Annotated in this window: 19 protein-coding genes; 4 read left to right on the forward strand and 15 right to left on the reverse strand. The window is 56.7% G+C overall.

The features are described 5' to 3' along the window. The first annotated feature begins 246 nt into the window (after positions 1-246). Both F3I47_RS03460 and mfd read left to right on the forward strand, forming a co-directional pair. Positions 247-456 carry a hypothetical protein gene (locus F3I47_RS03460; protein WP_009090835.1) on the forward strand — a complete coding sequence of 70 codons (210 nt, stop codon included), beginning with the start codon at positions 247-249 and terminating at the stop codon, positions 454-456. 226 nt (positions 457-682) lie between these two features. Next, complete coding sequence (gene mfd / locus F3I47_RS03465) at positions 683-4,126, forward strand: transcription-repair coupling factor (RefSeq protein ID WP_009090836.1); 3,444 nt, start codon at positions 683-685, stop codon at positions 4,124-4,126. A 130-nt stretch (positions 4,127-4,256) separates the two neighbouring features. Here mfd and F3I47_RS03470 read toward each other — a convergent pair whose 3' ends face one another. The 9 genes from F3I47_RS03470 to hinT form a co-directional block, all read right to left on the reverse strand. Further along, the gene (locus tag F3I47_RS03470; RefSeq protein ID WP_009090837.1) at positions 4,257-4,799 is read right to left on the reverse strand and encodes a glycine zipper 2TM domain-containing protein; all 543 of its coding nucleotides are present in this window, start codon (positions 4,797-4,799) and stop codon (positions 4,257-4,259) included. A 398-nt stretch (positions 4,800-5,197) separates the two neighbouring features. Next, positions 5,198-5,761, reverse strand: coding sequence for an Ail/Lom family outer membrane beta-barrel protein (locus F3I47_RS03475; RefSeq protein WP_150029671.1), 564 nt, complete (start codon positions 5,759-5,761; stop codon positions 5,198-5,200). A gap of 629 nt (positions 5,762-6,390) precedes the next feature. Next, positions 6,391-7,695 (reverse strand): NAD(P)/FAD-dependent oxidoreductase, encoded by a 1,305-nt coding sequence (locus tag F3I47_RS03480; protein ID WP_009090841.1) that lies wholly within the window; start codon positions 7,693-7,695, stop codon positions 6,391-6,393. Positions 7,696-7,908: 213 nt separating this feature from the next. Next, positions 7,909-8,451, reverse strand: a complete 543-nt coding sequence (gene ycfP, locus F3I47_RS03485) for an alpha/beta hydrolase YcfP (RefSeq protein WP_046101607.1) — start codon at positions 8,449-8,451, stop codon at positions 7,909-7,911. Between the two features lie 40 nt (positions 8,452-8,491). Continuing rightward, the gene (gene nagZ / locus F3I47_RS03490; protein WP_058957492.1) at positions 8,492-9,532 is read right to left on the reverse strand and encodes a beta-N-acetylhexosaminidase; all 1,041 of its coding nucleotides are present in this window, start codon (positions 9,530-9,532) and stop codon (positions 8,492-8,494) included. Positions 9,533-9,571: 39 nt separating this feature from the next. After that, on the reverse strand, positions 9,572-10,354 hold the full coding sequence (gene thiK, locus F3I47_RS03495) for a thiamine kinase (protein WP_150029751.1): 783 nt from the start codon (positions 10,352-10,354) through the stop codon (positions 9,572-9,574). Positions 10,355-10,370: 16 nt separating this feature from the next. Continuing rightward, positions 10,371-10,970, reverse strand: a complete 600-nt coding sequence (lpoB, locus tag F3I47_RS03500; RefSeq protein ID WP_009090848.1) for a penicillin-binding protein activator LpoB — start codon at positions 10,968-10,970, stop codon at positions 10,371-10,373. An 11-nt stretch (positions 10,971-10,981) separates the two neighbouring features. Beyond that, positions 10,982-11,350 (reverse strand): YcfL family protein, encoded by a 369-nt coding sequence (locus F3I47_RS03505; protein ID WP_009090849.1) that lies wholly within the window; start codon positions 11,348-11,350, stop codon positions 10,982-10,984. 20 nt (positions 11,351-11,370) lie between these two features. Beyond that, positions 11,371-11,721, reverse strand: a complete 351-nt coding sequence (hinT, locus tag F3I47_RS03510; RefSeq protein WP_009090851.1) for a purine nucleoside phosphoramidase — start codon at positions 11,719-11,721, stop codon at positions 11,371-11,373. A 359-nt stretch (positions 11,722-12,080) separates the two neighbouring features. Between hinT and F3I47_RS03515 the strand changes: the two genes are divergently transcribed. Together F3I47_RS03515 and F3I47_RS03520 are read left to right on the forward strand one after the other, a co-directional pair. Next, a complete protein-coding gene (locus F3I47_RS03515; RefSeq protein ID WP_150029672.1) occupies positions 12,081-13,682 on the forward strand; it encodes an MFS transporter in 1,602 nt (533 codons plus the stop codon). Continuing rightward, entirely contained in the window at positions 13,679-14,818 is a 1,140-nt protein-coding gene (locus tag F3I47_RS03520) for a glycoside hydrolase family 105 protein (RefSeq protein ID WP_150029673.1), read from the forward strand. The genes F3I47_RS03515 and F3I47_RS03520 overlap by 4 nt, the downstream gene beginning before the upstream one ends. 54 nt (positions 14,819-14,872) lie before the next feature. Here F3I47_RS03520 and ptsG read toward each other — a convergent pair whose 3' ends face one another. The 6 genes from ptsG to pabC form a co-directional block, all read right to left on the reverse strand. Further along, a complete protein-coding gene (gene ptsG / locus F3I47_RS03525) occupies positions 14,873-16,309 on the reverse strand; it encodes a PTS glucose transporter subunit IIBC (RefSeq protein WP_009090856.1) in 1,437 nt (478 codons plus the stop codon). A 292-nt stretch (positions 16,310-16,601) separates the two neighbouring features. Continuing rightward, complete coding sequence (locus F3I47_RS03530; protein ID WP_150029674.1) at positions 16,602-17,393, reverse strand: metal-dependent hydrolase; 792 nt, start codon at positions 17,391-17,393, stop codon at positions 16,602-16,604. Positions 17,394-17,411: 18 nt separating this feature from the next. Then, positions 17,412-18,401: a DNA polymerase III subunit delta' gene (holB, locus tag F3I47_RS03535; protein WP_140028338.1), complete on the reverse strand. Its 990-nt coding sequence runs from the start codon at positions 18,399-18,401 to the stop codon at positions 17,412-17,414. Continuing rightward, positions 18,401-19,033, reverse strand: coding sequence for a dTMP kinase (gene tmk / locus F3I47_RS03540; RefSeq protein WP_009090858.1), 633 nt, complete (start codon positions 19,031-19,033; stop codon positions 18,401-18,403). Before tmk ends, holB begins: the two co-directional genes overlap by 1 nt. Beyond that, the gene (gene mltG, locus F3I47_RS03545; RefSeq protein WP_058957497.1) at positions 19,023-20,042 is read right to left on the reverse strand and encodes an endolytic transglycosylase MltG; all 1,020 of its coding nucleotides are present in this window, start codon (positions 20,040-20,042) and stop codon (positions 19,023-19,025) included. Before mltG ends, tmk begins: the two co-directional genes overlap by 11 nt. Beyond that, on the reverse strand, positions 20,039-20,854 hold the full coding sequence (gene pabC, locus F3I47_RS03550; RefSeq protein WP_111207927.1) for an aminodeoxychorismate lyase: 816 nt from the start codon (positions 20,852-20,854) through the stop codon (positions 20,039-20,041). Before pabC ends, mltG begins: the two co-directional genes overlap by 4 nt. Positions 20,855-20,869: the final 15 nt, after the last annotated feature.

The raw sequence follows: 20,869 nt of genomic DNA on the forward strand, positions 1-20,869 counted from the left end.
AATCCAGTAAGCCGTTGCCTGAAAATAGGTAGTGGGATGATAAAGGAGAGGCTGGCTTTATGAAACCTCTAACCCTCTGAGTCGGCAGCAAAGTTGCATCAGAATGCGTCACATTTCCTGCCAAAGCCGGGGAATAGCGCATAAAGCCGCCGCTTATTGGCTGATTATCCGCCACCACAGGGGGTAGACTACAATCAGTAACAGGATAAGAAGCGAGGTTATCGCCCGGCCACAGAGGTAGCGATCATGTTCAGATTTCCCAAAGGCAGCATCGTGAAACATCAATCCGGGGAGATCCGGGGCGAGATTATCAACGTCTTTGAGCAGGGAGCGGCATCGGCTGGCTACTACGTAAAGTGGGACGACGGCAACCTCAGTTTTCATCCTGAGCAGGAGTTATCCTGGGCGAATATCGACCGCCCACGCATGCATTACACACAGCAATCCATAAAATAAATGCCCGTTTAACCCCGTCGCTGCATGGCGACGGCGGTTTTTTCCGATCCCCCCGCCCGACTCCGTCTATTCTCTTTTTAGCCGCTGCGTTACCGCTGACACCCGGTAAGCACTGCCCGATTCGGGTTCAGCGCGGCGCGGCAGGAAAATTGTGCCGCAAAGGTGATCCCCCTGACATAATATGGAATGATTACGTCCTGGAAAAATGGAGCAACCCCGAGATCCCATGCCCGAACAGACTCGTTATACCCTGCCCGTTAAATCCGGCGATCACCGGCAGCTTGGTCAGCTTATCGGCGCTGCGCACGCGGTAGAGTGTGCCAGCATTACCGAGCGACATGCCGGTCCGGTGTTAATGATTACGCCCGATACCCAAACCGCCCTGCGTCTGCTGGATGAAATCCGCCAGTTTACCGATCTGCCAGTGGCCCATCTCGCCGACTGGGAAACGCTGCCCTACGACAGCTTTTCACCGCATCAGGATATTATCTCCTCCCGCCTGTCGACCCTTTACCAGCTGCCGGTGATGCAGCGCGGGTTGCTGATTATGCCGGTCAATACGCTGATGCAGCGCGTCTGCCCGCACAGCTTCCTGCACGGTCATGCGCTGGTGATGAAACAGGGACAAAAACTGTCGCGCGACAGGCTGCGCGACCAGCTTGAGCAGGCGGGTTACCGCCATGTCGACCAGGTGATGGAGCACGGTGAATACGCGACGCGCGGCGCCCTGCTCGACCTGTTCCCGATGGGCAGCGATCAGCCCTACCGCATCGACTTCTTTGATGATGAGATTGACAGCCTGCGTCTGTTCGACGTTGACAGTCAGCGTACGCTGGAAGCGGTGCCGGAAATCAATCTGCTGCCCGCGCATGAATTTCCCAGCGACAAGGCAGCCATCGAGCTGTTCCGCAGCCGCTGGCGCGAGATCTTCGACGTGCGCCGCGAGTCGGAGCATATCTATCAGCAGGTCAGCAAAGGCACGCTCCCGGCGGGCATCGAATACTGGCAACCGCTGTTTTTTGAGCAGCCTCTGCCCAGCCTGTTCAGCTATCTGCCTGACAACACCCTGATTGTGAACTGCGGCGACCTGGAAGGCAGTGCCACCCGCTTCTGGCAGGATGCGGAGGCGCGTTACGAGAATCGTCGCGTCGATCCGATGCGTCCGCTGCTGGAGCCAGCCACCCTGTGGCTGCGTCCGGACGGTCTCATGGGCGAGCTGAAAGCCTGGCCGCGCATCTCCATGACCAATGAGGTGCTGCCGGCGAAAGCCGCCAACACCAATCTCGGTTATACCCCGCTGCCGGATGTGGCCGTTCAGGCCCAGGCAAAAGCGCCCCTTGACCCGCTGCGTCAGTTTATCGACACCTTTAGTGGTGCCGTGGTGTTCTCGGTTGAAAGTGAGGGCCGCCGGGAAAGCCTGCAGGAGCTGCTGGCACGCATCAAACTGCGTCCTCAGCCGGTGCATCGCTTCGATGAGACCGGTGAGGATCGTTTCAGCCTGATGATCGGGGCCAGCGAACGGGGTTTTATCGACACCGTGGGGAACCGGGCGCTGATTTGCGAAAGCGATCTGCTGGGCGAACGCGTCAGCCGTCGCCGTCAGGATACCCGCCGCACCATTAACCCGGATATCCTTATCCGTAACCTGGCGGAGCTGCATCCCGGTCAGCCGGTGGTGCATCTGGAGCACGGCGTGGGCCGCTATATCGGCCTGACCACGCTGGAAGCGGGTGGCATCCAGGCGGAATACCTGATGCTCTCCTACGCGAACGACGCCAAACTTTACGTGCCGGTCTCCTCGCTGCATCTGATTAGCCGCTATGCCGGTGGGGCTGACGAAAACGCGCCGCTGCACAAACTGGGCAGCGACGCCTGGTCGCGCGCACGGCAGAAAGCCGCTGAAAAAGTGCGCGACGTGGCGGCGGAGCTGCTGGACATCTATGCGCAGCGCGCCGCCAAAACCGGTTTTGCCTTTAAGCATGACCGCGAACAGTATCAGCTGTTCTGCGAAAGCTTCCCGTTTGAGACCACCCCCGATCAGGCTCAGGCCATCAACGCGGTGCTGAGCGATATGTGTCAGCCGCTGGCGATGGACCGCCTGGTATGTGGTGATGTGGGCTTCGGTAAAACGGAAGTGGCCATGCGTGCCGCGTTTCTGGCTATTGAGAACCACAAGCAGGTTGCCGTGCTGGTGCCGACTACCCTGCTGGCGCAGCAGCACTACGATAACTTCCGCGATCGCTTCGCCAACTGGCCGGTGCGCATTGAGATGCTGTCCCGCTTCCGCACCGCGAAAGAGCAGGCGCAGGTGCTGGAACAGGCCAGCGAAGGCAAAATCGACATCCTGATCGGCACGCATAAGCTGCTGATGAGCGATCTGAAATGGCACGATCTGGGTCTGCTGATTGTCGATGAGGAGCACCGTTTCGGGGTGCGTCACAAAGAGCGCATCAAGGCGATGCGGGCCGACGTGGATATCCTGACCCTGACCGCCACGCCTATTCCGCGTACCCTGAATATGGCGATGAGCGGCATGCGCGATCTCTCCATTATCGCCACACCGCCTGCCCGCCGCTTAGCGGTGAAAACCTTTGTGCGCGAATATGATGATCTGGTGATCCGCGAAGCGATCCTGCGTGAGATTCTGCGTGGCGGCCAGGTCTACTACCTCTACAACGACGTCGAAAATATTGAGAAAGCGGCACAGCGTCTCAGCGAACTGGTGCCGGAGGCACGGGTGGCAATTGGCCACGGACAGATGCGTGAGCGCGAGCTGGAACGGGTGATGAACGATTTCCATCATCAGCGTTTCAACGTGCTGGTCTGCACCACTATCATCGAAACCGGGATCGATATTCCGACCGCTAACACCATCATCATCGAGCGGGCCGACCACTTTGGCCTGGCGCAGCTGCATCAGTTGCGCGGTCGCGTCGGGCGTTCGCACCATCAGGCTTATGCCTGGCTGTTAACGCCACATCCGAAGGCGATGACCACCGACGCGCATAAGCGACTGGAGGCGATCGCCTCGCTCGAAGATCTGGGGGCCGGTTTTGCGCTGGCAACGCACGATCTGGAGATCCGCGGCGCCGGTGAACTGCTGGGTGATGAGCAGAGCGGTCAGATGGAGACGCTGGGCTTCACGCTCTACATGGAACTGCTGGAGAACGCCGTCGATGCGCTGAAAGCGGGGCGTGAACCTTCACTGGAGGATCTCACCAGCAATCAGACCGAGGTAGAACTGCGGATGCCCGCGCTGCTGCCGGAGACCTTTATACCGGATGTCAGCACCCGTCTGTCGCTCTATAAGCGCATCGCCAGCGCGGAAGCGGAAGAGGAGCTGCAGGAGCTGAAAGTGGAGATGATCGACCGCTTTGGCCTGCTGCCCGATCCGGCGCGCAATCTGCTGGATGTCGCTATCATCCGGCTGAAGGCCCGCGCGGTGGGGCTGCGCAAGATTGAAGCCAGCGATAAAGGCGGCTATTTCGATTTTGCGCCGCAGAACAAGGTGGATCCGGCCTGGCTGATCAGCCTGCTGCAGAAAGAGCCTCAGCAGTGGAAGCTGGATGGCCCGACACGGCTCCGGTTCACGCGTGAGCTGACGGAAAGAAAGATTCGTATGGATTGGGTCCAGAGCTTCGTTTCACAACTGGCTGAGCATCAGGCGTAACCGGTTCTTCCGCGCCTCGCCCGTTTTCCGGCGAGGCGCGCAGAACGCCATGAAAAAAGGCGCATCCTGAGATGCGCCTTTTTTATTACGTCGTGCTGTGTGGCCGCGAGTGCGGCAAAGCTTTGCCCAATTACGCCTGGTCGCCGTTAAGGATCAGCTGACCATTGCGGTCCAGTGGAATACGGGTGCCAGGATCATTCTCCATACGGATTTTGCCCTGCTGGTCGCCTATTTTATAGGTCACGTCATATCCCAGTTGTTTCTCTTGTTTGTCGTAAACTGTTTTGCAGCGCTGCTCGGTTGTGGTGTAGGTATCCCGATCCTGCAGTCCGCCCTGGACCTGATTACCGGCATAACCGCCCGCTAACGCACCTGCGACGGTTGCCACGTCCCTGCCGCGTCCGCCACCAAACTGGTGACCTAACACGCCCCCGGCTACTGCACCCAACACCGAGCCAGCAATACGGTTCTCATCCTGAACCGCCCGGCGATGCGTCAGCGTGACGTTTCGGCACTCCTGACGTGGCTGTCTGATGCTCTCTTTGATTGGCGTTGCAGCCAGTACCTGAGCGTATTGAGGACCGCGATCAAACACGTTCATGCCTGCTACGGCGGCAACACCCAGTGCTGCTGCCACACCAATACCGATACCCGCTAACATTGATTTATTCACAGGAAGTCCTCCTGAAAAGTGTTACCGCGCATTCCTGCCGTAAAGCATCCTCGTTAACTGAGGCATAACCGACGTGCGCGACTCGCCGTGTTTGTTGGGATGAAGTTTTACAGATGGACCGAAATTGCAACATCAGATAAATGGAGGAAATCGGTCACTTTGCTTTCAGGACCAGTTTTTAGGAGAGTTCTGAGGAGAGAAAAGCAGCAGTATCCGCTTTTACAGGCTATGGATAAATCTATTTAAATCAATAGGATAAAAGAAAACACGCTGCACACTGTCAGGCACCGGCGTTATCCGGTAATACAGGGCGCGCGTCTGGCGTCTGAACGTTGTTTATCGGGGTGAATGTGGAATAACCCCGGCCAGAGGACCGGGGTCAGAGAACCAAAGGTGGCTCAGAAACGATAACCGATACCGATGTTAAAACCATTGATGGCAACATCTTCACTATATTTCACGCGAGTGCCTTCATAGCCAACACTTACCGAGAAGTTGCTGACTGGATTCACGACAATACCTGCGCCCCAGGCCAGAGAAGTTTTATTTTCGCTGTATTTTTCGGACCAGCCATCGAGGTAGGTCACGTTCTCATCCACTTTGGTATGGGCAGCACCAATCAATGCATAAAGACTGACATAGTCATTGAGGCGATAGGCCGGACCTGCCATGAGTGAATAATATTTCACTTTGGTTTTGCCGTCATATCCGCTGATATCACCATAAAAATCTTCGCGCTCTGAAAAACTTTCATCGCCTTTCAGGTAGCTGAATGAGCCAATCACGCTGAGAGGCGAGTCCCACTCATAGCGATACTGAACGTTAACGCCGCGTAGATTTTTAAAGTCTTCAACTTTGCTTTGAGCATAGCCGATGGAGACGGTGTGGTTATTTGCCAGCGCAGTATTGCCGGCTAACAGCCCTGCACAGAGCACTGCCATGAGGGTAATTTTGCTTTTCATCTGAATCATCCTTTTAATAATTTCATACCTTATTTCCCTGCGCCAGGCGCAGGACTTCATTCCCTGAATTACCCACATCGGACAGAAAGACAATGCTGCCTGCCTCACCGCCTGTGTCGGACAGGAATTTATTCACATGATCCGTGCAGGACGCTTGCATGGCCGGTTGCCTGTCAGAAAAACAGGCAGGCCATTATTTAACGCGCGTCAGATTTGATCCGAGAAATTCTGGCCATGACGGCATAAAGCGTCAGGCTATAATTTACGTTAACCGGCGAATTTATTCAGACCATTCCGTTGATTAATGACGTTAACGAAGAGAGAAGTCTGCAACAGCACAGCCGTTATTTAATGATTTAATGTCAGAAAAAACAACCTGCCGCGTGCGCTGGAAATGCCTGAAATAACCCTCAAACAACAACGCAGGTAATGAAAATATTAATTATTATGCAACCTGATAACCTTTTATTCGACTATGCCGGAACCAGGATGCGTGTCAGGCCATTATTCACCTGTACACTTCCCTCTCTTTTTATCATCGCGGGTCGGTTTAATCAGGTCATGTAAAAAGCAAAAAAAGCCCCCTGCCATGAGGGGCTGATAGCAAAACGGTACTCGCCTGTGGCGAATCAGTGCAGCTTAAGCCGCGGACGGATCACCCGGTTGATGCTGCCGACCAGCATCATCAGGCCGGTTTTAAAGTAGCCGTGCAGTGCGATCTGGTGCATACGATAGAGAGAGATGTAGACAAAGCGCGCAATGCGCCCTTCCACCATCATGGAACCGCGCATCAGGTTGCCCATCAGGCTGCCGACGGTACTGAAGCGGGAAAGCGACACCAGCGAGCCATGATCTTTATAGACATAGGCTTTCAGCGGTTTACCGTGACGCTGCGCCAGGATATTTTCCATCGCGCGTGAAGCCATCTGGTGCGCCGACTGAGCACGTGGCGGGACAAATCCGCCACCCGGCAGGGCGCAGGAGGCGCAGTCGCCAATCGCATAGATGTCATCATCCAGCGTAGTCTGCAGTGTCTCTTTCACCACCAGCTGGTTGATACGGTTCGTTTCCAGTCCGCCAATCTCTTTCAGGAAGTCTGGTGCTTTGATGCCCGCCGCCCAGACCATCAGATCGGCTTCGATAAACTCACCGCCTTTGGTGTTAAGACCGTTGCGCTCGGCACTGGTCACCATAGTCTGTGTCAGTACCCGCACGCCCAGCTTGGTGAGCTCCTGATGGGCGGCGGCAGAGATGCGCGGTGGCAGTGCAGGCAGAATGCGCTCGCCCGCCTCAACCAGCGTCACGTTCAGCGCTTCGCGTCCCAGACCTTTAAATCCGTAGCTGTGCAGCTGTTTCACCGCGTTGTGCAGTTCGGCTGAGAGCTCAACGCCCGTTGCGCCGCCGCCCACAATGGCGATATTCACTTTCTCGACCTTACCTTCGCTGGCAGAGAACTTCAGAAACAGGTTGAGCATCTCATTGTGGAAACGACGCGCCTGATGCGGGTTATCCAGGAAGATACAGTGATCTTTCACGCCAGGCGTGCCGAAGTCATTGGAGGTGCTGCCCAGCGCCATAACCAGCTGGTCATAGGCCACTTCGCGCTGTGGCACCAGCACTTCACCGTGCGCATCAAGCACTTCGGCCAGGCGGATCACTTTACGGCTGCGATCAATATCGGTGAGCGATCCCAGCTGGAACTCGAAACCGTGATTGCGGGCATGGGCCAGATAGCTCAGTGCATCAATGCCTTCGTCCATCGAGCCGGTCGCCACTTCATGCAGCAGCGGCTTCCACAAATGACTGTGGTTGCGATCGACCAGAATAATCTCGGCCTTCTTTTTACGGCCCAGTTTATGGCCCAGCTGCGTCGCCATTTCCAGGCCGCCTGCTCCCCCGCCGACGATAACAATTTTCTTAACAGATGTAGTCAACAAAGACCCCCTCAAATTGTGAACCAAAAGTTAACTAAAGGTTAAATTAAACCTTAATAAACATAGGGTTGGCGAAGTTAAAAATCGCAATCTGCTGGCAGAATAGCATGGCAGGAAGAGGAGGACATAAGAATATTGATATACATCAAAGAAGACGAATAAAACTCAGAGAATTACGCAATGAAAACAGGCACCCTGCGGTGCCTGCTCTGCTTAACCTGCTGTTTTAAAGGCTTTTATCCGCTGAAGGTGTGGGGATATATTTTTGAATTTGTGCCCTTCCGTCTCGTCCCAGACAATCTGATAAAAGGGATGCAGCTCACTGGCGATGCGCTGCGTATCCAGCGCCTCATCCTGACGGGAAAGAAAAGTCAGGCAGCGATCGCGGTTACGCTCGCGAAAGTCACTGACGCATTTCGTGGCGATGTCCTGATACTCCTCTGGCCGGTCGATCTTCCCTTCCATGTTCTCCTGCGGAAACAGGTTAGGGTTGAAGATCGCCTGCCGGATGCCACATAAAAATCCGATGCGTTCTGACCAGTAGCCGCCCAGCCCGACACCGCAAATCAGCGGACGGTCATCGTCAGACAGGGTCAGCATTTTGTCCGTCTCTTTCAGCAGAAACTGCATGTCATGTTTAGGATGGCGGGTGCTATAACTGATCAACCTGACATCAGGGTCGATAAACTGCAGTTGCAGCACTTTTTCGTGATTGCCTGGACTGTTTGAATCAAAACCGTGCAGATAGATGATCATGTTAATCCTCAAGGTATCGATAGCGCCGGGCAATCCCTCCTTACCACGACGCTTTATGAGCCAGCCAGCGTTCCTGAAGTGCACTCAGTTGCCGGGCATTCTCTTTCCAGCGAGACGTTGCCTGCAGCGCATCGCGGGTCAATCTGCCCTGATGATACAGCTGCGTTACCCGCTCTGACCCGACCGGGATCAGGTTATCGAGCACACTGATAGCCCCCTGACGCTGATTGCAGACCAGAATCATGTCGCAACCGGCAGAGAGAGACTGCTGTGCCCGCTCAGGATAGCTGCCCATGACCGCGGCACCTTCCATCGAGAGATCGTCGGAGAAAATCACGCCGTTGAAGCCCAGCTGCTCGCGCAGGACGGTTTTCAGCCAGTAAGGCGAACCACTGGCAGGCAGCGGGTCCACGTCGGTGTAGATGACATGCGCGGGCATAATGGCATCCAGCGCCTGCTCGGTTATCAGCTGGCTGAAGATCGCCATGTCATGTTCACGCAGCGTTTTTTCATCGCGCGGATCGCGCGGGGTCTCTTTGTGCGAATCGGCACTGACCGCACCGTGCCCCGGAAAATGTTTCCCGGTGGTTTTCATGCCCGCCTCATGCATCCCGGCGATAAAACGACGGGCGACGGCAAGCGCGATAGCCGGATCGTCATGGAAAGCGCGGTCGCCAATCGCGGCGCTGATATGACCCACATCAAGCACCGGCGCGAAGCTGATGTCGATGTCCATCGCGATCATCTCTGCCGCCATCTGCCATCCTGCCTGCTGTGCCATCTCACCGGCGCGCTCTGCGTCGTGAAGGGCGGCAAAAGATTGCATGGCGGGCAGCTGGGTGAAGCCGTCGCGGAATCGCTGCACGCGCCCCCCCTCCTGATCCACCGCAACCACCAGCCGGGTGTGCGAGGCGGCGCGAATCTGGCGCACCAGCTCGGCCAGCTGAGCGGGATCGTGATAATTGCGGGCAAATAATATCAAACCGCCGACCAGCGGATGCTGCAGGATGTCGCGCTCTTCGCCATCCAGTTCATAACCCTCAACGTCGAGCATCAGTGGGCCGGGTAAATGTGATTTCATAACCTGAATCCTGTAGCGTTACGCCTCTGCGTGACGCGATTAAATCTGTTGCCAGCTCTGTCGAGCCATCTGTTGTAGTGCTTCATCGTCACACTGAGCGGCACGGAGCTGATACCAGCTGGCTATCAGTAACCGCAGCCAGGGCTGCCAGCGTCTGACCTGCTTTACCAGGGCATCAGGCGGCAGCCGCATTTCCGCAGCATAGTCGGCCAGCCAGTCAGCCTGGTTTTGCGGATCGCTGGCGCAGAGTGCGGCCAGCTCCAGCGCCACATCACCATCCGCGGCATATTCCCAGTCAATCAGATGCAGCCCTGTCTCACCCTGGATAATATTCCCGGCATGCACGTCCATGTGCAGCGGTGCCAGCCTCAGCGGCTGAGGTTCGCCCTGCTGCGTCAGCCGCCGGAGCGCCCGCAGCCAGCGATGATTGCGCTGAGGAACCTGCTGCCAGTACCGCCAGAGCAGCGGCAGCAGCGACAGACGGTAGCCGGTCAGCGGCTGCTGGTGCAGCTGTTGAAGCAGAGTGACAATCTGCGGACGCTGCTGGCTGAAGCGCTGTTCATCCAGCGCCTCGCCAGGACACCAGCTCAGCACATTCCCCTGCCGGTGGCCTGCAACGGGCTGAGGGGCCACTCCGCTGGCGCGCAGTTTTCGTAACAGACGAAACTCGCGCTGCCGGTCAACAAAGGGAATCGGCGGCTGAGGTGCCGCCCGCGCGATAAAGAGACCACGCGGGCTGACGATTTTCTGACTGTGCCCGGTCAGCCCGGCGAGCGGAAGCGATGTCGTCCTCTCTGGCTCGCCGGTGACCTGATGAATCATCCGCGAAAATGCGGAATCAATGCTGTGCAATGCCGTTGCCAGACCAGATGATTTCGCCGGTCTGCACTAGCATCAGCTGCATCTGCAGGGTCGGCGCTTTCACATCGCCGCGTGCATTGCTGTAAAGCACATACTGCGCGTTAACATTGCGTGCCAGGCCAATCGCTTTACTGCGCGAGTTCAGGCTGTCATCCGGCGACAAACCCAGCGCCTGCTTGGCCTGTGCCAGTTGATCGGCTGAAACCAGAGTGAATTTGCCGTTGTTGTTCAGCGCATTCTGGATCGCCGCCGTGGCTTTCTCGCTTTGCAGCGATCCGTTGGTGCTGTTTTTAATCCGATCCACCAGCAGCACGCTGCCTGGCTCGGCGCTGGTCGCCTGCAGCATCTGCGCCACCAGCGGCTGAACGCTGGCGTCCCAGTTGATGGTCACCAGCTTCGGTGGCTGCGGCACCGGCTGTGGCTGCGGTTGCGGCACCGGTTCAGGTTGCGGAACGGGCTGCACCGGCTCAGAAGGCTGGGTCGGTTCAACCGTGGCGGGCTGCTGCTGCTTCACGACACAGCCGGTGAGAATGAGCGCCATCAGGAGCGCTCCGGTACGATTAATACTGCGTATCACGTCGAAAATCCTTAAAGATAGAGATAGAGACGAACCTTGCTGGCAGTCAGGTTACCCAGTTGCGATGTGGCGACAATGCTCCCCTGTGCCGGAACGGTGACGGTCTGCGCCGGTTCCTGCGGGGTGATTTCCAGCCCCTTGTCGTCATACCAGTAGTAACGATAGTGCACAATGACCGGGGTTTCGCGCTGATTATAGAGCACGCTGGTGGCGCGTTTCAGCCCATCGTTCTCATCCAGCGTCGGCTCATCGGTGATGATCCCTGCCGACAGCACAGAGGACTCCATCACCAGCGATTGCGAGGTATTGATCATCGGTTTATCACTGCTACAGGCCGTCAGGCAGAGCAGGATCGGCAGGCCAGTCAGCCAGGATCGCATAGCACGTTTCCGTTGTCAGTTCAGTTTGAAAGCATCGGGCCCAGCGGTTCGCCACCCAGCAGATGCATGTGAATATGATAAACCTCCTGACCCCCATGTTGATTGCAGTTCACAATCAGCCGATAACCATTCTGATCGATGCCTTCCTGACGGGCGATTTTCGCCGCGGTGGTGAACATGCGGCCCAGCGCATGTTCATGCGCCGCTTCCGCCTCGTTAACCGTCGGGATCAGTACATTCGGCACGATCAGGATATGGGTCGGGGCTTTGGGCGAAATGTCGCGGAAGGCAGTGACCAGCTCATCCTGATAAACCACATCAGCGGGGATTTCGCGGCGGATAATTTTACTAAAAATGGTTTCTTCAGCCATGGTGCAATTCCTTTAGCATGAGTCGTAATCAAGCAGTATGAGGGAGAAATTTGTTTTCTTTCAACCTCGGTGCCACTTTTCTTGTTTTGTCAGCCTGCCTTTGCAGCAGCGCGCTATCGTCGAGGCCAGTATGCCGTTTTGCTGGTCCTGCTGACCACCGCCTCATTATAAAAATGAAACGCTGTTTCATAAATAAGAGTTTCGCCCCCCTTTTCTTCATCTGGTTGCCATCCTGGCGCCATCCCTTGCCAAATCGCGAAGGTTTACCCCTCCGGTCAGTTCTACTTTGCTAACCAGTCCGGTTGAGATGTCCGGCGTCACCAGAGTTAACCGCCATACAACCTCAAGGAGCCTCTGCTATGCGCTCACGTAAAATTGGTCCGGGCCACTATCTGGCCTATGGTTCTGGAGATTTTCTTGGAGCCGGCACGACGGCACTGACTGCCGCCTGGTTGCTCTATTTTTACACCACCTTTTGTGGATTGACCCCGATTCAGGCCACCCTGATTTTCGCCGCCGCCCGCGTTCTGGATGCAATAGTCAGTCCGCTGATGGGGTTTATCACCGATAATTTCGGCTCTACCCGACTGGGTAAACGCTTTGGCCGCCGCAAATTCTTTATCCTGCTCGGCATTCCCGCGGTGTTCAGTTACAGCCTGATGTGGGTCAGCGACATGAGTTTCTGGTGGTATCTCTCCACTTATCTGCTGTTTGACATCGTCTACACCATGATCCTGGTGCCTTATGAAACGCTGGTCCCGGAAATGACGGACGATTTCAGAGAAAAAACGCACTTTTCAGGCGCGCGCATCGGGCTGGCACAGCTGTCGGCCATACTGGCAGCGTTTTTGCCTGGCCTTTTGCTGGGCTGGCTGGGAAAAGATAACCCTCTCTCCTTTTTCTACGCCAGTCTGGTCTTCTCCGTCATCTGTGCGCTGGTGCTGACACTGGTGTGGTGTTTTACCTGGGAGCGTCATCCTGATGATTTTTCCGCGGAGCCGCGCCGGGCCGGCCTGGAAAAACAGCAACTGACGCTCCGGCAGAGCCTGAAACGGCTCTACGTTGAGCTGGCTTCTACCCTGCGCATCCGCATCTTCCGCCAGCACCTTGGCATGTATCTCGGTGGCTATATCGCTCAGGATATCTTTAACGCTGTCTTTACCTGGTATGTAGTATTTGTGCTGATTCAGAGCGCCCAGGTCGCCTCAAGCCTGATGGGCACGATGGCGGTGCTGCAGTTCATCGCGGTAATGGTGATGATCCCGCTTTGCATCCGTCTTGGTCCTGCGCCCGCCTACCGTATGGTGGCTCTCCTGTTCGCCCTGGCAGCGCTCTCCTATGCCGGATTGTGGTATGCCGGCCTGAACGACAACATGTCACTGCTGCTCGCCGTCTCTGCCCTGGCTGGGCTGGGACGTGGCGGCATCAATTATGTGCCGTGGAACACCTACACCTATATCGCCGACGTGGATGAGGTGATCACCGGTCAGCGACGGGAAGGGATTTTTGCCGGCATCATGACGCTGACGCGGAAAGCATCGCAGGCGGGGGCGGTGATGCTGGTTGGCATCATTCTGCAACTCTCGGGCTTTGTCTCAGGTCAGTCGACGCAGTTACCCGGGGTCAGCCACACCATCCTGGCGATTCTGAGCATCGGCACCGTCGCCGTTCTGGCCTGCGGTTTTATGGTGTCACTGCGCTTCAGGCTGAATCTGCAGACCCATACTGTGCTGCGTCAGGAGACGCAGAAAATGCGTGAGGCGGGCCGTATCGTGCCGGAAAGTATCACCCCGGACGCGCGCAGGATCGTTGAAACGCTGGCGGGCATGCCCTATGAGAATCTGTGGGGTAACAATAATATTGGCTTTCTCAATCGCAACAAGCCCGCTCCCGGCAAACTCCCGGCCCCTTCTCTGATTTCCCCTTCTTTAAACCCGACCTTAAACAGGAATAAATCATGATGCTCTTTCCCGTTAAACAGAGTCCGCTGCTGCGTCAGCCTGAGTATCTGCTGCCGCGCCGTGAACTGGTACAGCTGATTGAGAAGCTGACACAAAATCTGATCAACATCACCGATGAAACCGGCGAATTTTTGCTGCGGCTGGATGATGGCCGTGTGATTGATACCAAAGGCTGGGCAGGCTGGGAGTGGACTCACGGCATTGGTCTCTATGGGATGCTGCACTACTACCAGCAGACCGGTGATGAGCAGACGCTGTCGATTATCGATACGTGGTTTTCGCAGCGGCTGGCGGAAGGCACGCCGACCAAAAATGTCAATACGGTCTGTCCTTTTCTGACTCTGGCCTATCGCTATGAGGAGACCGGTAATCCGGTCTGGAAGCCGGTACTTGAGCGCTGGGCGGAATGGGTCATGTATGAGATGCCGCGCACCGAACAGGGTGGCCTGCAGCACATTGTCTATAACAGCGAAAACAGGCAGCAACTCTGGGACGATACGCTCATGATGAGCGTGATGGCGCTGGCCAAAATCGGGCAGCTGCTGAAGCGCGACGCGTGGATTGAGGAAGCGGTTTATCAGTTCCTGCTTCATACCCAGTATCTGATGGATCGCGGGACCGGCTTGTGGTTTCACGGCTGGAACTTTGACGGCCGCCATCACTTCGCGAATGCGCGCTGGGCCCGTGGCAACAGCTGGGTGACGATAGTGATCCCCGACTTTCTGGAGATGATGGACTGGCCTGAGCATCACGCCACCCGTCGTTTTCTGCAGCAGGTGCTGGAAAGCCAGGTCAGGGCACTCAGCGCCTGTCAGCACAGCAGTGGATTATGGCACACCCTGCTCGATGACCCGCACAGTTATCCGGAAGCCTCTGCCACGGCTGGCTTTGCCTATGGGATCCTGAAAGGCGTCCGTAAGCGTTATCTGCCCGCTGAATTTCGTGAGGTCGCTGAAAAAGCACTGCGTGGTGTGATTGCCAACATTGATGATGATGGCGAGCTGAAACAGGTTTCGTTTGGCACCGCGATGAGCAGCGATCTCGATGACTACCGCAACATTCCCCTGACCTCAATGCCGTACGGCCAGGCGATGGCGCTGCTCTGTCTGACCGAGTATCTGCGGGTTTACCTCTGAGTGGTAATAAAAAAAAAGCCCCGCAGTGCGGGGCTTTCTCATCAGCGTGTCTCGTTACATGCTGCGGATGTAATCATCCATATCGGTTTTCAGGTTATCGGACTTGGTGCCGAAAATGGCCTGCACACCTGAACCGGCCACTACCACGCCGCGGGCGCCGAGATTTTTCAGTTCTGACTGATCCACTTTCGCCACATCGGCCACGCTGACGCGCAGACGGGTGATACAGGCATCCAGGTTAGTGATGTTCTCTTTACCGCCAAACGCGGCAACCAGTTTGCCAGCCATCTCTGTGCCGGTCGCAGAAGATTGCTCGCTGCTGCTGCTCTCTTCACGGCCAGGCGTTTTCAGATTCAGCTTAACAATCAGTACGCGGAACAGGGTGTAGTACACCAGACCGTAGATGATACCGATAATCGGGAACAGCCAGATTTTGCTGCTGTTGCCGCTCAGCACGATAAAGTCGATCAGACCGTGTGAGAAGCTGGTGCCATCACGCATCCCCAGCAGGATACAGATTGGGAACGCCAGACCCGCCAGAATCGCATGGATCACATACAGGATGGGTGCCACGAACATGAATGAGAATTCAATCGGTTCGGTGATACCGGTCAGGAACGAGGTCAGCGCAGCAGAGATCATGATGCCGCCGACTTTGGCACGGTTTTCAGGTTTCGCGGAGTGCCAGATAGCAATCGCAGCAGCCGGCAGGCCGTACATTTTGAACAGGAAGCCGCCTGAGAGTTTACCGGCAGTCGGGTCACCCGCCATGTAGCGTGGGATATCGCCGTGGAACACCTGGCCTGCGGCGTTGGTGTACTCGCCAATCTGCATCTGGAAAGGCACGTTCCAGATGTGATGCAGACCAAACGGCACCAGAGCGCGTTCTACGACGCCATAGATACCAAAGGCCACAACCGGGTTCTGATAGGCCGCCCACTGCGAGAACTCCTGAATCGCGGCACCCACCGGTGGCCAGATGAAGGAGAGCAGCACGCCCAGTACAATCGCCGCCAGGCCGGAAATAATCGGCACAAAACGCTTACCGGCAAAGAAACCCAGATACTCAGGCAGCTTGATGCGGTAAAAACGGTTAAACATATAGGCGGCGATGGAGCCGGCGATAATTCCGCCCAGCACCCCGGTGTCGGCGAGGTGTTTAGCCTCGATCTCTGCCGCCGGCAGATGCAGAACCAGCGGCGCCACGACCGCCATGGTTTTCACCATGATGCCATACGCGACCACAGCGGCCAGTGCGGAAACGCCGTCATTGTTGGTAAAGCCCAGCGCCACACCAATCGCAAAAATCAGCGGCATATTGGCGAACACCGAGCCGCCCGCTTCTGCCATCACATGCGAAACTACTGCAGGTAACCAGCTGAAATTAGCTGAACCGACCCCTAATAAAATCCCGGCAATCGGCAGAACCGATACCGGCAGCATCAGCGATTTACCGACCTTTTGAAGGTTGGCAAAAGCATTTTTGAACATAGCGTGAAGCTCCTGAGTATGAGTGCATATTTGCGCAGTGCGCGTGGTAAAGAGGGAGGATTCTTTACCGGGGTGGCGGTAACCGCCTTTTGATTTATTACGAAGGGTAAAATAATTACCGATTTTTTACTTTGACGGCTATCACGTTTCAACAATTACAGCGGCATGATTTGCGAAATTTCTGATTAATTCAGTGCTGCAACACGCAATAAAAAACTGACCCTGTTCAGAAAAACAGGGTCATTCAGGAAGATTGCAGATTAATTACAGAGACTGAAATAAACCGGCCGACTCAGGCACCGAGCTGACTCATCGGGATATGAAACAGCGTAGAGAAGTTGCGGGTGGTCGCCTCCGCCAGCGTTTCGATATCAACCCCTTTCAGCACGGCCAGATAGTCGGCAACGTCGCGTGTATAGGCGGGCTGGTTCTCTTTGCCGCGATAAGGCACCGGGGCCAGATACGGCGAGTCGGTTTCGACCAGCATCCGGTCCAGCGGTACATAGCGTGCGGCCTCACGTAACTGTTCGGCATTACGGAAGGTAACGATACCGGAGAAGGAGATGTAGAAGCCCATATCCAGCAGTTTAGCCGCGGTAGGCTGATCCTCTGTGAAGCAGTGCAGCACGCCGCCACAGCGCTCAACCTGCTCTTCCCGCAGGATCGCCAGCGTATCGTCACGCGCATCGCGGGTGTGAACAATAATCGGTTTGTTCAGTGCAATACCGGTTCGGATATGTTCCCGGAACGAGCGCTGCTGCTGCTCCCGGGTCTCAGGCTGGTAGTGATAATCCAGCCCGGTTTCACCCAGCGCGACCACGCGGGGATCGGCAGCGAGCCGGCGAAACACCTCAACATCGTACGCCTCTTCCTGATTCAGCGGATGTACGCCGCAGGAGAGCGCAATGTTTTTTCGTTCCCCCACCAGCTGCTTCAGGGTATGAAAACCCGGCAGCGTGGTGGCGATGGCCAGCATAAATTTCACATCACGCGCCGCCGCTTTGGCGAGCACATCATCCAGGTCACGGTGGTTCTTTTCATAATCCAGGCCATCAAGATGGCAATGGGAATCGACAATAAACATAAAGACTCTCAGAGTGATTTAGCCGATCAGGGCGGGCTTCTGGTTATCTGCCCAGCTCAGGAGCTGATCGGTCAGCAATAATTCACGGTTGACTGACGCCACATGCAGTAGCTGTTCACGGCAGCGCATCCAGGTCCGGGCCGTGTTGTTGAGCGCGCTGGCTGAAAAGTGGCTGGCCAGTAAGGCCACCACATCCTGGCGATCGATGTTGCTCAGCCACTGCTCCGCATTCTGCTGCCATTTCATGGCGTCCAGCAGTAATGAAATCAGCCAGCCAATGCGTGCTGCCGCATCGTCTGCATTCAGCACAGGCAGCAGTTGCAGGATGTCATGCTGCAACGCCGCAGGCAGCGCGTCGCAGAGCTTCTGTCTGGCCTGCCACGGCCCGGTGTCCAGCAGGCTCAGCGCCGCACCAGGCGCGCCCGCGCTCAGGCGTAACGCCGCCAGCAGCATCGCTTCATCCTGTGAGGCGTGCTTCTTCAGCCAGATCAGGCTCTGCCCTTCATCCGGTGGCGTCAGGTGCAGCGTCATGCAGCGACTGCGCAGCGTTGCCAGCAGCCGTGACGGATCGCGGCTGCTGAGGAAGAACCAGCTGTTAGCGGGCGGCTCTTCCAGCGTTTTCAGCAGGGCGTTGGCCGCCGCTTCCGAAAGCTGTGCCGCATCCGGCAGCCAGACGACTTTTGCCCCCCCCTGCTGACCAAAGTGGTACATTTTTTCTGTCACCTGCCGCACTGCATCAATGCCCAGCGTGGATTTACCTTTCTCCGCCTCAAGCCGGTACCAGTCCGGGTGAGTATTGGCCTGCATCAGCTGGCAACCGTGGCACTGGCCGCAACTTTTCAGGCCATCCGGCTGCTGACACATCAGCCAGCGGCTCATTCCCCAGACCAGCGCCTCATCGCCCATGCCCGTCATCGCATGGATCATCAGCGCATGGTGAGCGCGATTCTCCTGATGCTGGCTGATGATCTGGCGATAAGGCTGGTTCAGCCACGGATACCAGTTCATCACGCCTGCTCCGCCAGCCACGTATCCAGCGCTGCCTGAAGTGACGCTGTCACATCAGGCAGCGCCTGCGTGGCATCAATCGTGAGGATGGCCGGATCCGCGGCTGCCAGCGCCAGGTAGCGCGCACGGGTGCGTTCGAAGAAGCGCAGCGACTCCTGCTCAATGCGGTCCAGTTCACCGCGTGCCCGGGCACGCTGCAGACCGATCTCAGGTGTCACATCCAGATAGAGCGTCAGATCCGGACGGAAGTCGCCGAGTACCGCACTGCGCAGCGTCTGCATCAGATCGCTGTCGAGTCCCCGTCCGCCGCCCTGATAAGCCTGAGAGGAGAGATCGTGACGATCGCCGATCACCCAGGCCCCGCGCGCCAGTGCCGGTTTGATCACGGTTTCCACCAGCTGAACCCGAGCAGCGTAGAGCATCAGCAGTTCCGCTTTATCGGTAACCTGTTCACCCTCAATCCCCTGCTTGACCAGCACCCGCAGCTGTTCCGCCAGCGGCGTTCCGCCTGGCTCCCGGGTAAAGACCAGATCGGTGATGCCCCGGGCGCGCAGCGTGGCGACGATAGCGTCGCGCGCGGTGGTTTTTCCGGCGCCTTCCAGGCCTTCAATGACGATAAACTTACTGTCCATTTTTTTCCTTAAGCGTCTGCCGGTAGACCTGCACCGCCTTATTATGGCTGGCAAGATTCGTGGTAAAGGTATGCCCGCCCTTGCCATCCGCCACAAAGTAGAGATAGTTGGTTTTTTCCGGATGGGCCGCTGCCTGCAGCGAGGCTTTGCCCGGTATGGCGATCGGGCCAGGGGGCAGGCCATTAATCATATAGGTATTGTAACTGCTGGCCGTCTCCAGATCTTTGCGGGTCAGCGTACCGGTGTAGCTGTCGCCCATGCCATAGATCACGGTGGGATCGGTCTGGAGTCGCATCCCGGTGCGCAGACGATTGATAAAGACCGACGCAACCCGCGCACGCTCGGCGCTGACGGCGGTCTCTTTTTCAATAATAGAGGCCATCGTGACCAGATCCTGTGGCGTTTTATAGGGCAGATTGTCTGCCCGGCCCTGCCACACTTCCTCAATGGTTTTTTTCATGCGTTCATGTGCACGCTGCAGCAGCGAAACATCGGTGGTGTTCGCCGTGTAGAGCCAGGTATCGGGGAAAAAGTTGCCCTCCAGCTGATCCGCTGGCACCTTAAGCGCGCTGGCAACGGTAGCGAACTGATCGTCTTTCAGGGTATGCCGGATATAGGGTGCCTTGCGCAGTTCACTCAGCCACTCTTTCAGCCGCTGACCTTCCACAAACCGCAACGGGAACTGGGCTTCTTTACCGCTGGCCAGCAGCTGTAACAGCGAACGCACCGTCATGGTCGGCTCAAGGCGATAGGTTCCCGCCTTAAACGTCGCCAGTTCCGGCTCCAGCTTCAGCAGCGCACCGAACCAGATGCTCTCAGGTATGATCTTCTGCTCTTCCAGCTGCGCTTCAAGCGCCACCCGCCCCGTACCGGCAGGCAGCGTGTAGATCGTTTCCTGATGCAGTGTTAAAGGGGTGGCCGCAAATTGCTTAACCTGCCAGTAACTGACAACCGCGGCGAGACCCACTATCGCCAGCAGAGCGGCGAGAATTTTTTTGCTTCGACTCATGATGCATCCATTATCTTTTCACAGCTTGCGAGCAACTGATTAAACAGCGAGCGTTCAGTAAAGTGCGACGCTTCTATCTGTCGGACCGGCAGAACCGGCATCAGCGCATTACATATCACCACTTCATCGGCGTCCAGCAGCTGCGCCGGTTCGCTTTTTATAACCTGGCAAGCCTGACCTGCCGCCGCGAGTTGTGCCATCAGACTCCGCCGCATAATGCCATCCACCCCCGATTCTGACAGATCGGGGGTGTAAATCTGCGTGCCGTGACGCCAGAATAAATTGGCCGCACAGCATTCCACCACCCAACCTTCAGTGTCAAGCACCAGCGCCTCGTCGGCGTCTGTCTGGTCAAGATGAGCCCTGATCAGCACCTGCTCCAGGCGATTAAGATGTTTGATACCGGCAAACAGAGGATTACGCGCCAGACGAACCGGACTGAGGCTGAGAGACACACCACGCTGCTGCAACGTGGCGTAATGGTGCGGCCAGGGCGCGAGCGAAACAATCCGTGTGGGTTCGGCGCAGCCCTGCCGGCTGTATCCGCGTCCGCCGCTACCGGCGCTGATAATCACTTTCAGAACGGCCTGCTCCTGCCCCTGCGCGGCCTGTTTCATCTCAGCCTCAAGCTGAAGCCAGTCAATGCCGCCGATCCATAACCGTTCGCAGCCCTGCCTGAGCCGCTGAAGGTGGTTCTTCAGCAGCAGAATGTTACCCTGTCGCACAGCCGCGGTGGTAAAGCAGCCGTCGCCAAACTGCAGGCCACGGTCGCTGGCTGCCAGCGTTGATTGTTTGATACCGTTAATCCACATCGTTCTCTCCCGGGG

The organism is Pantoea sp. M_10 (assembly GCF_008631515.1).
Lineage (GTDB): Bacteria > Pseudomonadota > Gammaproteobacteria > Enterobacterales > Enterobacteriaceae > Pantoea > Pantoea anthophila.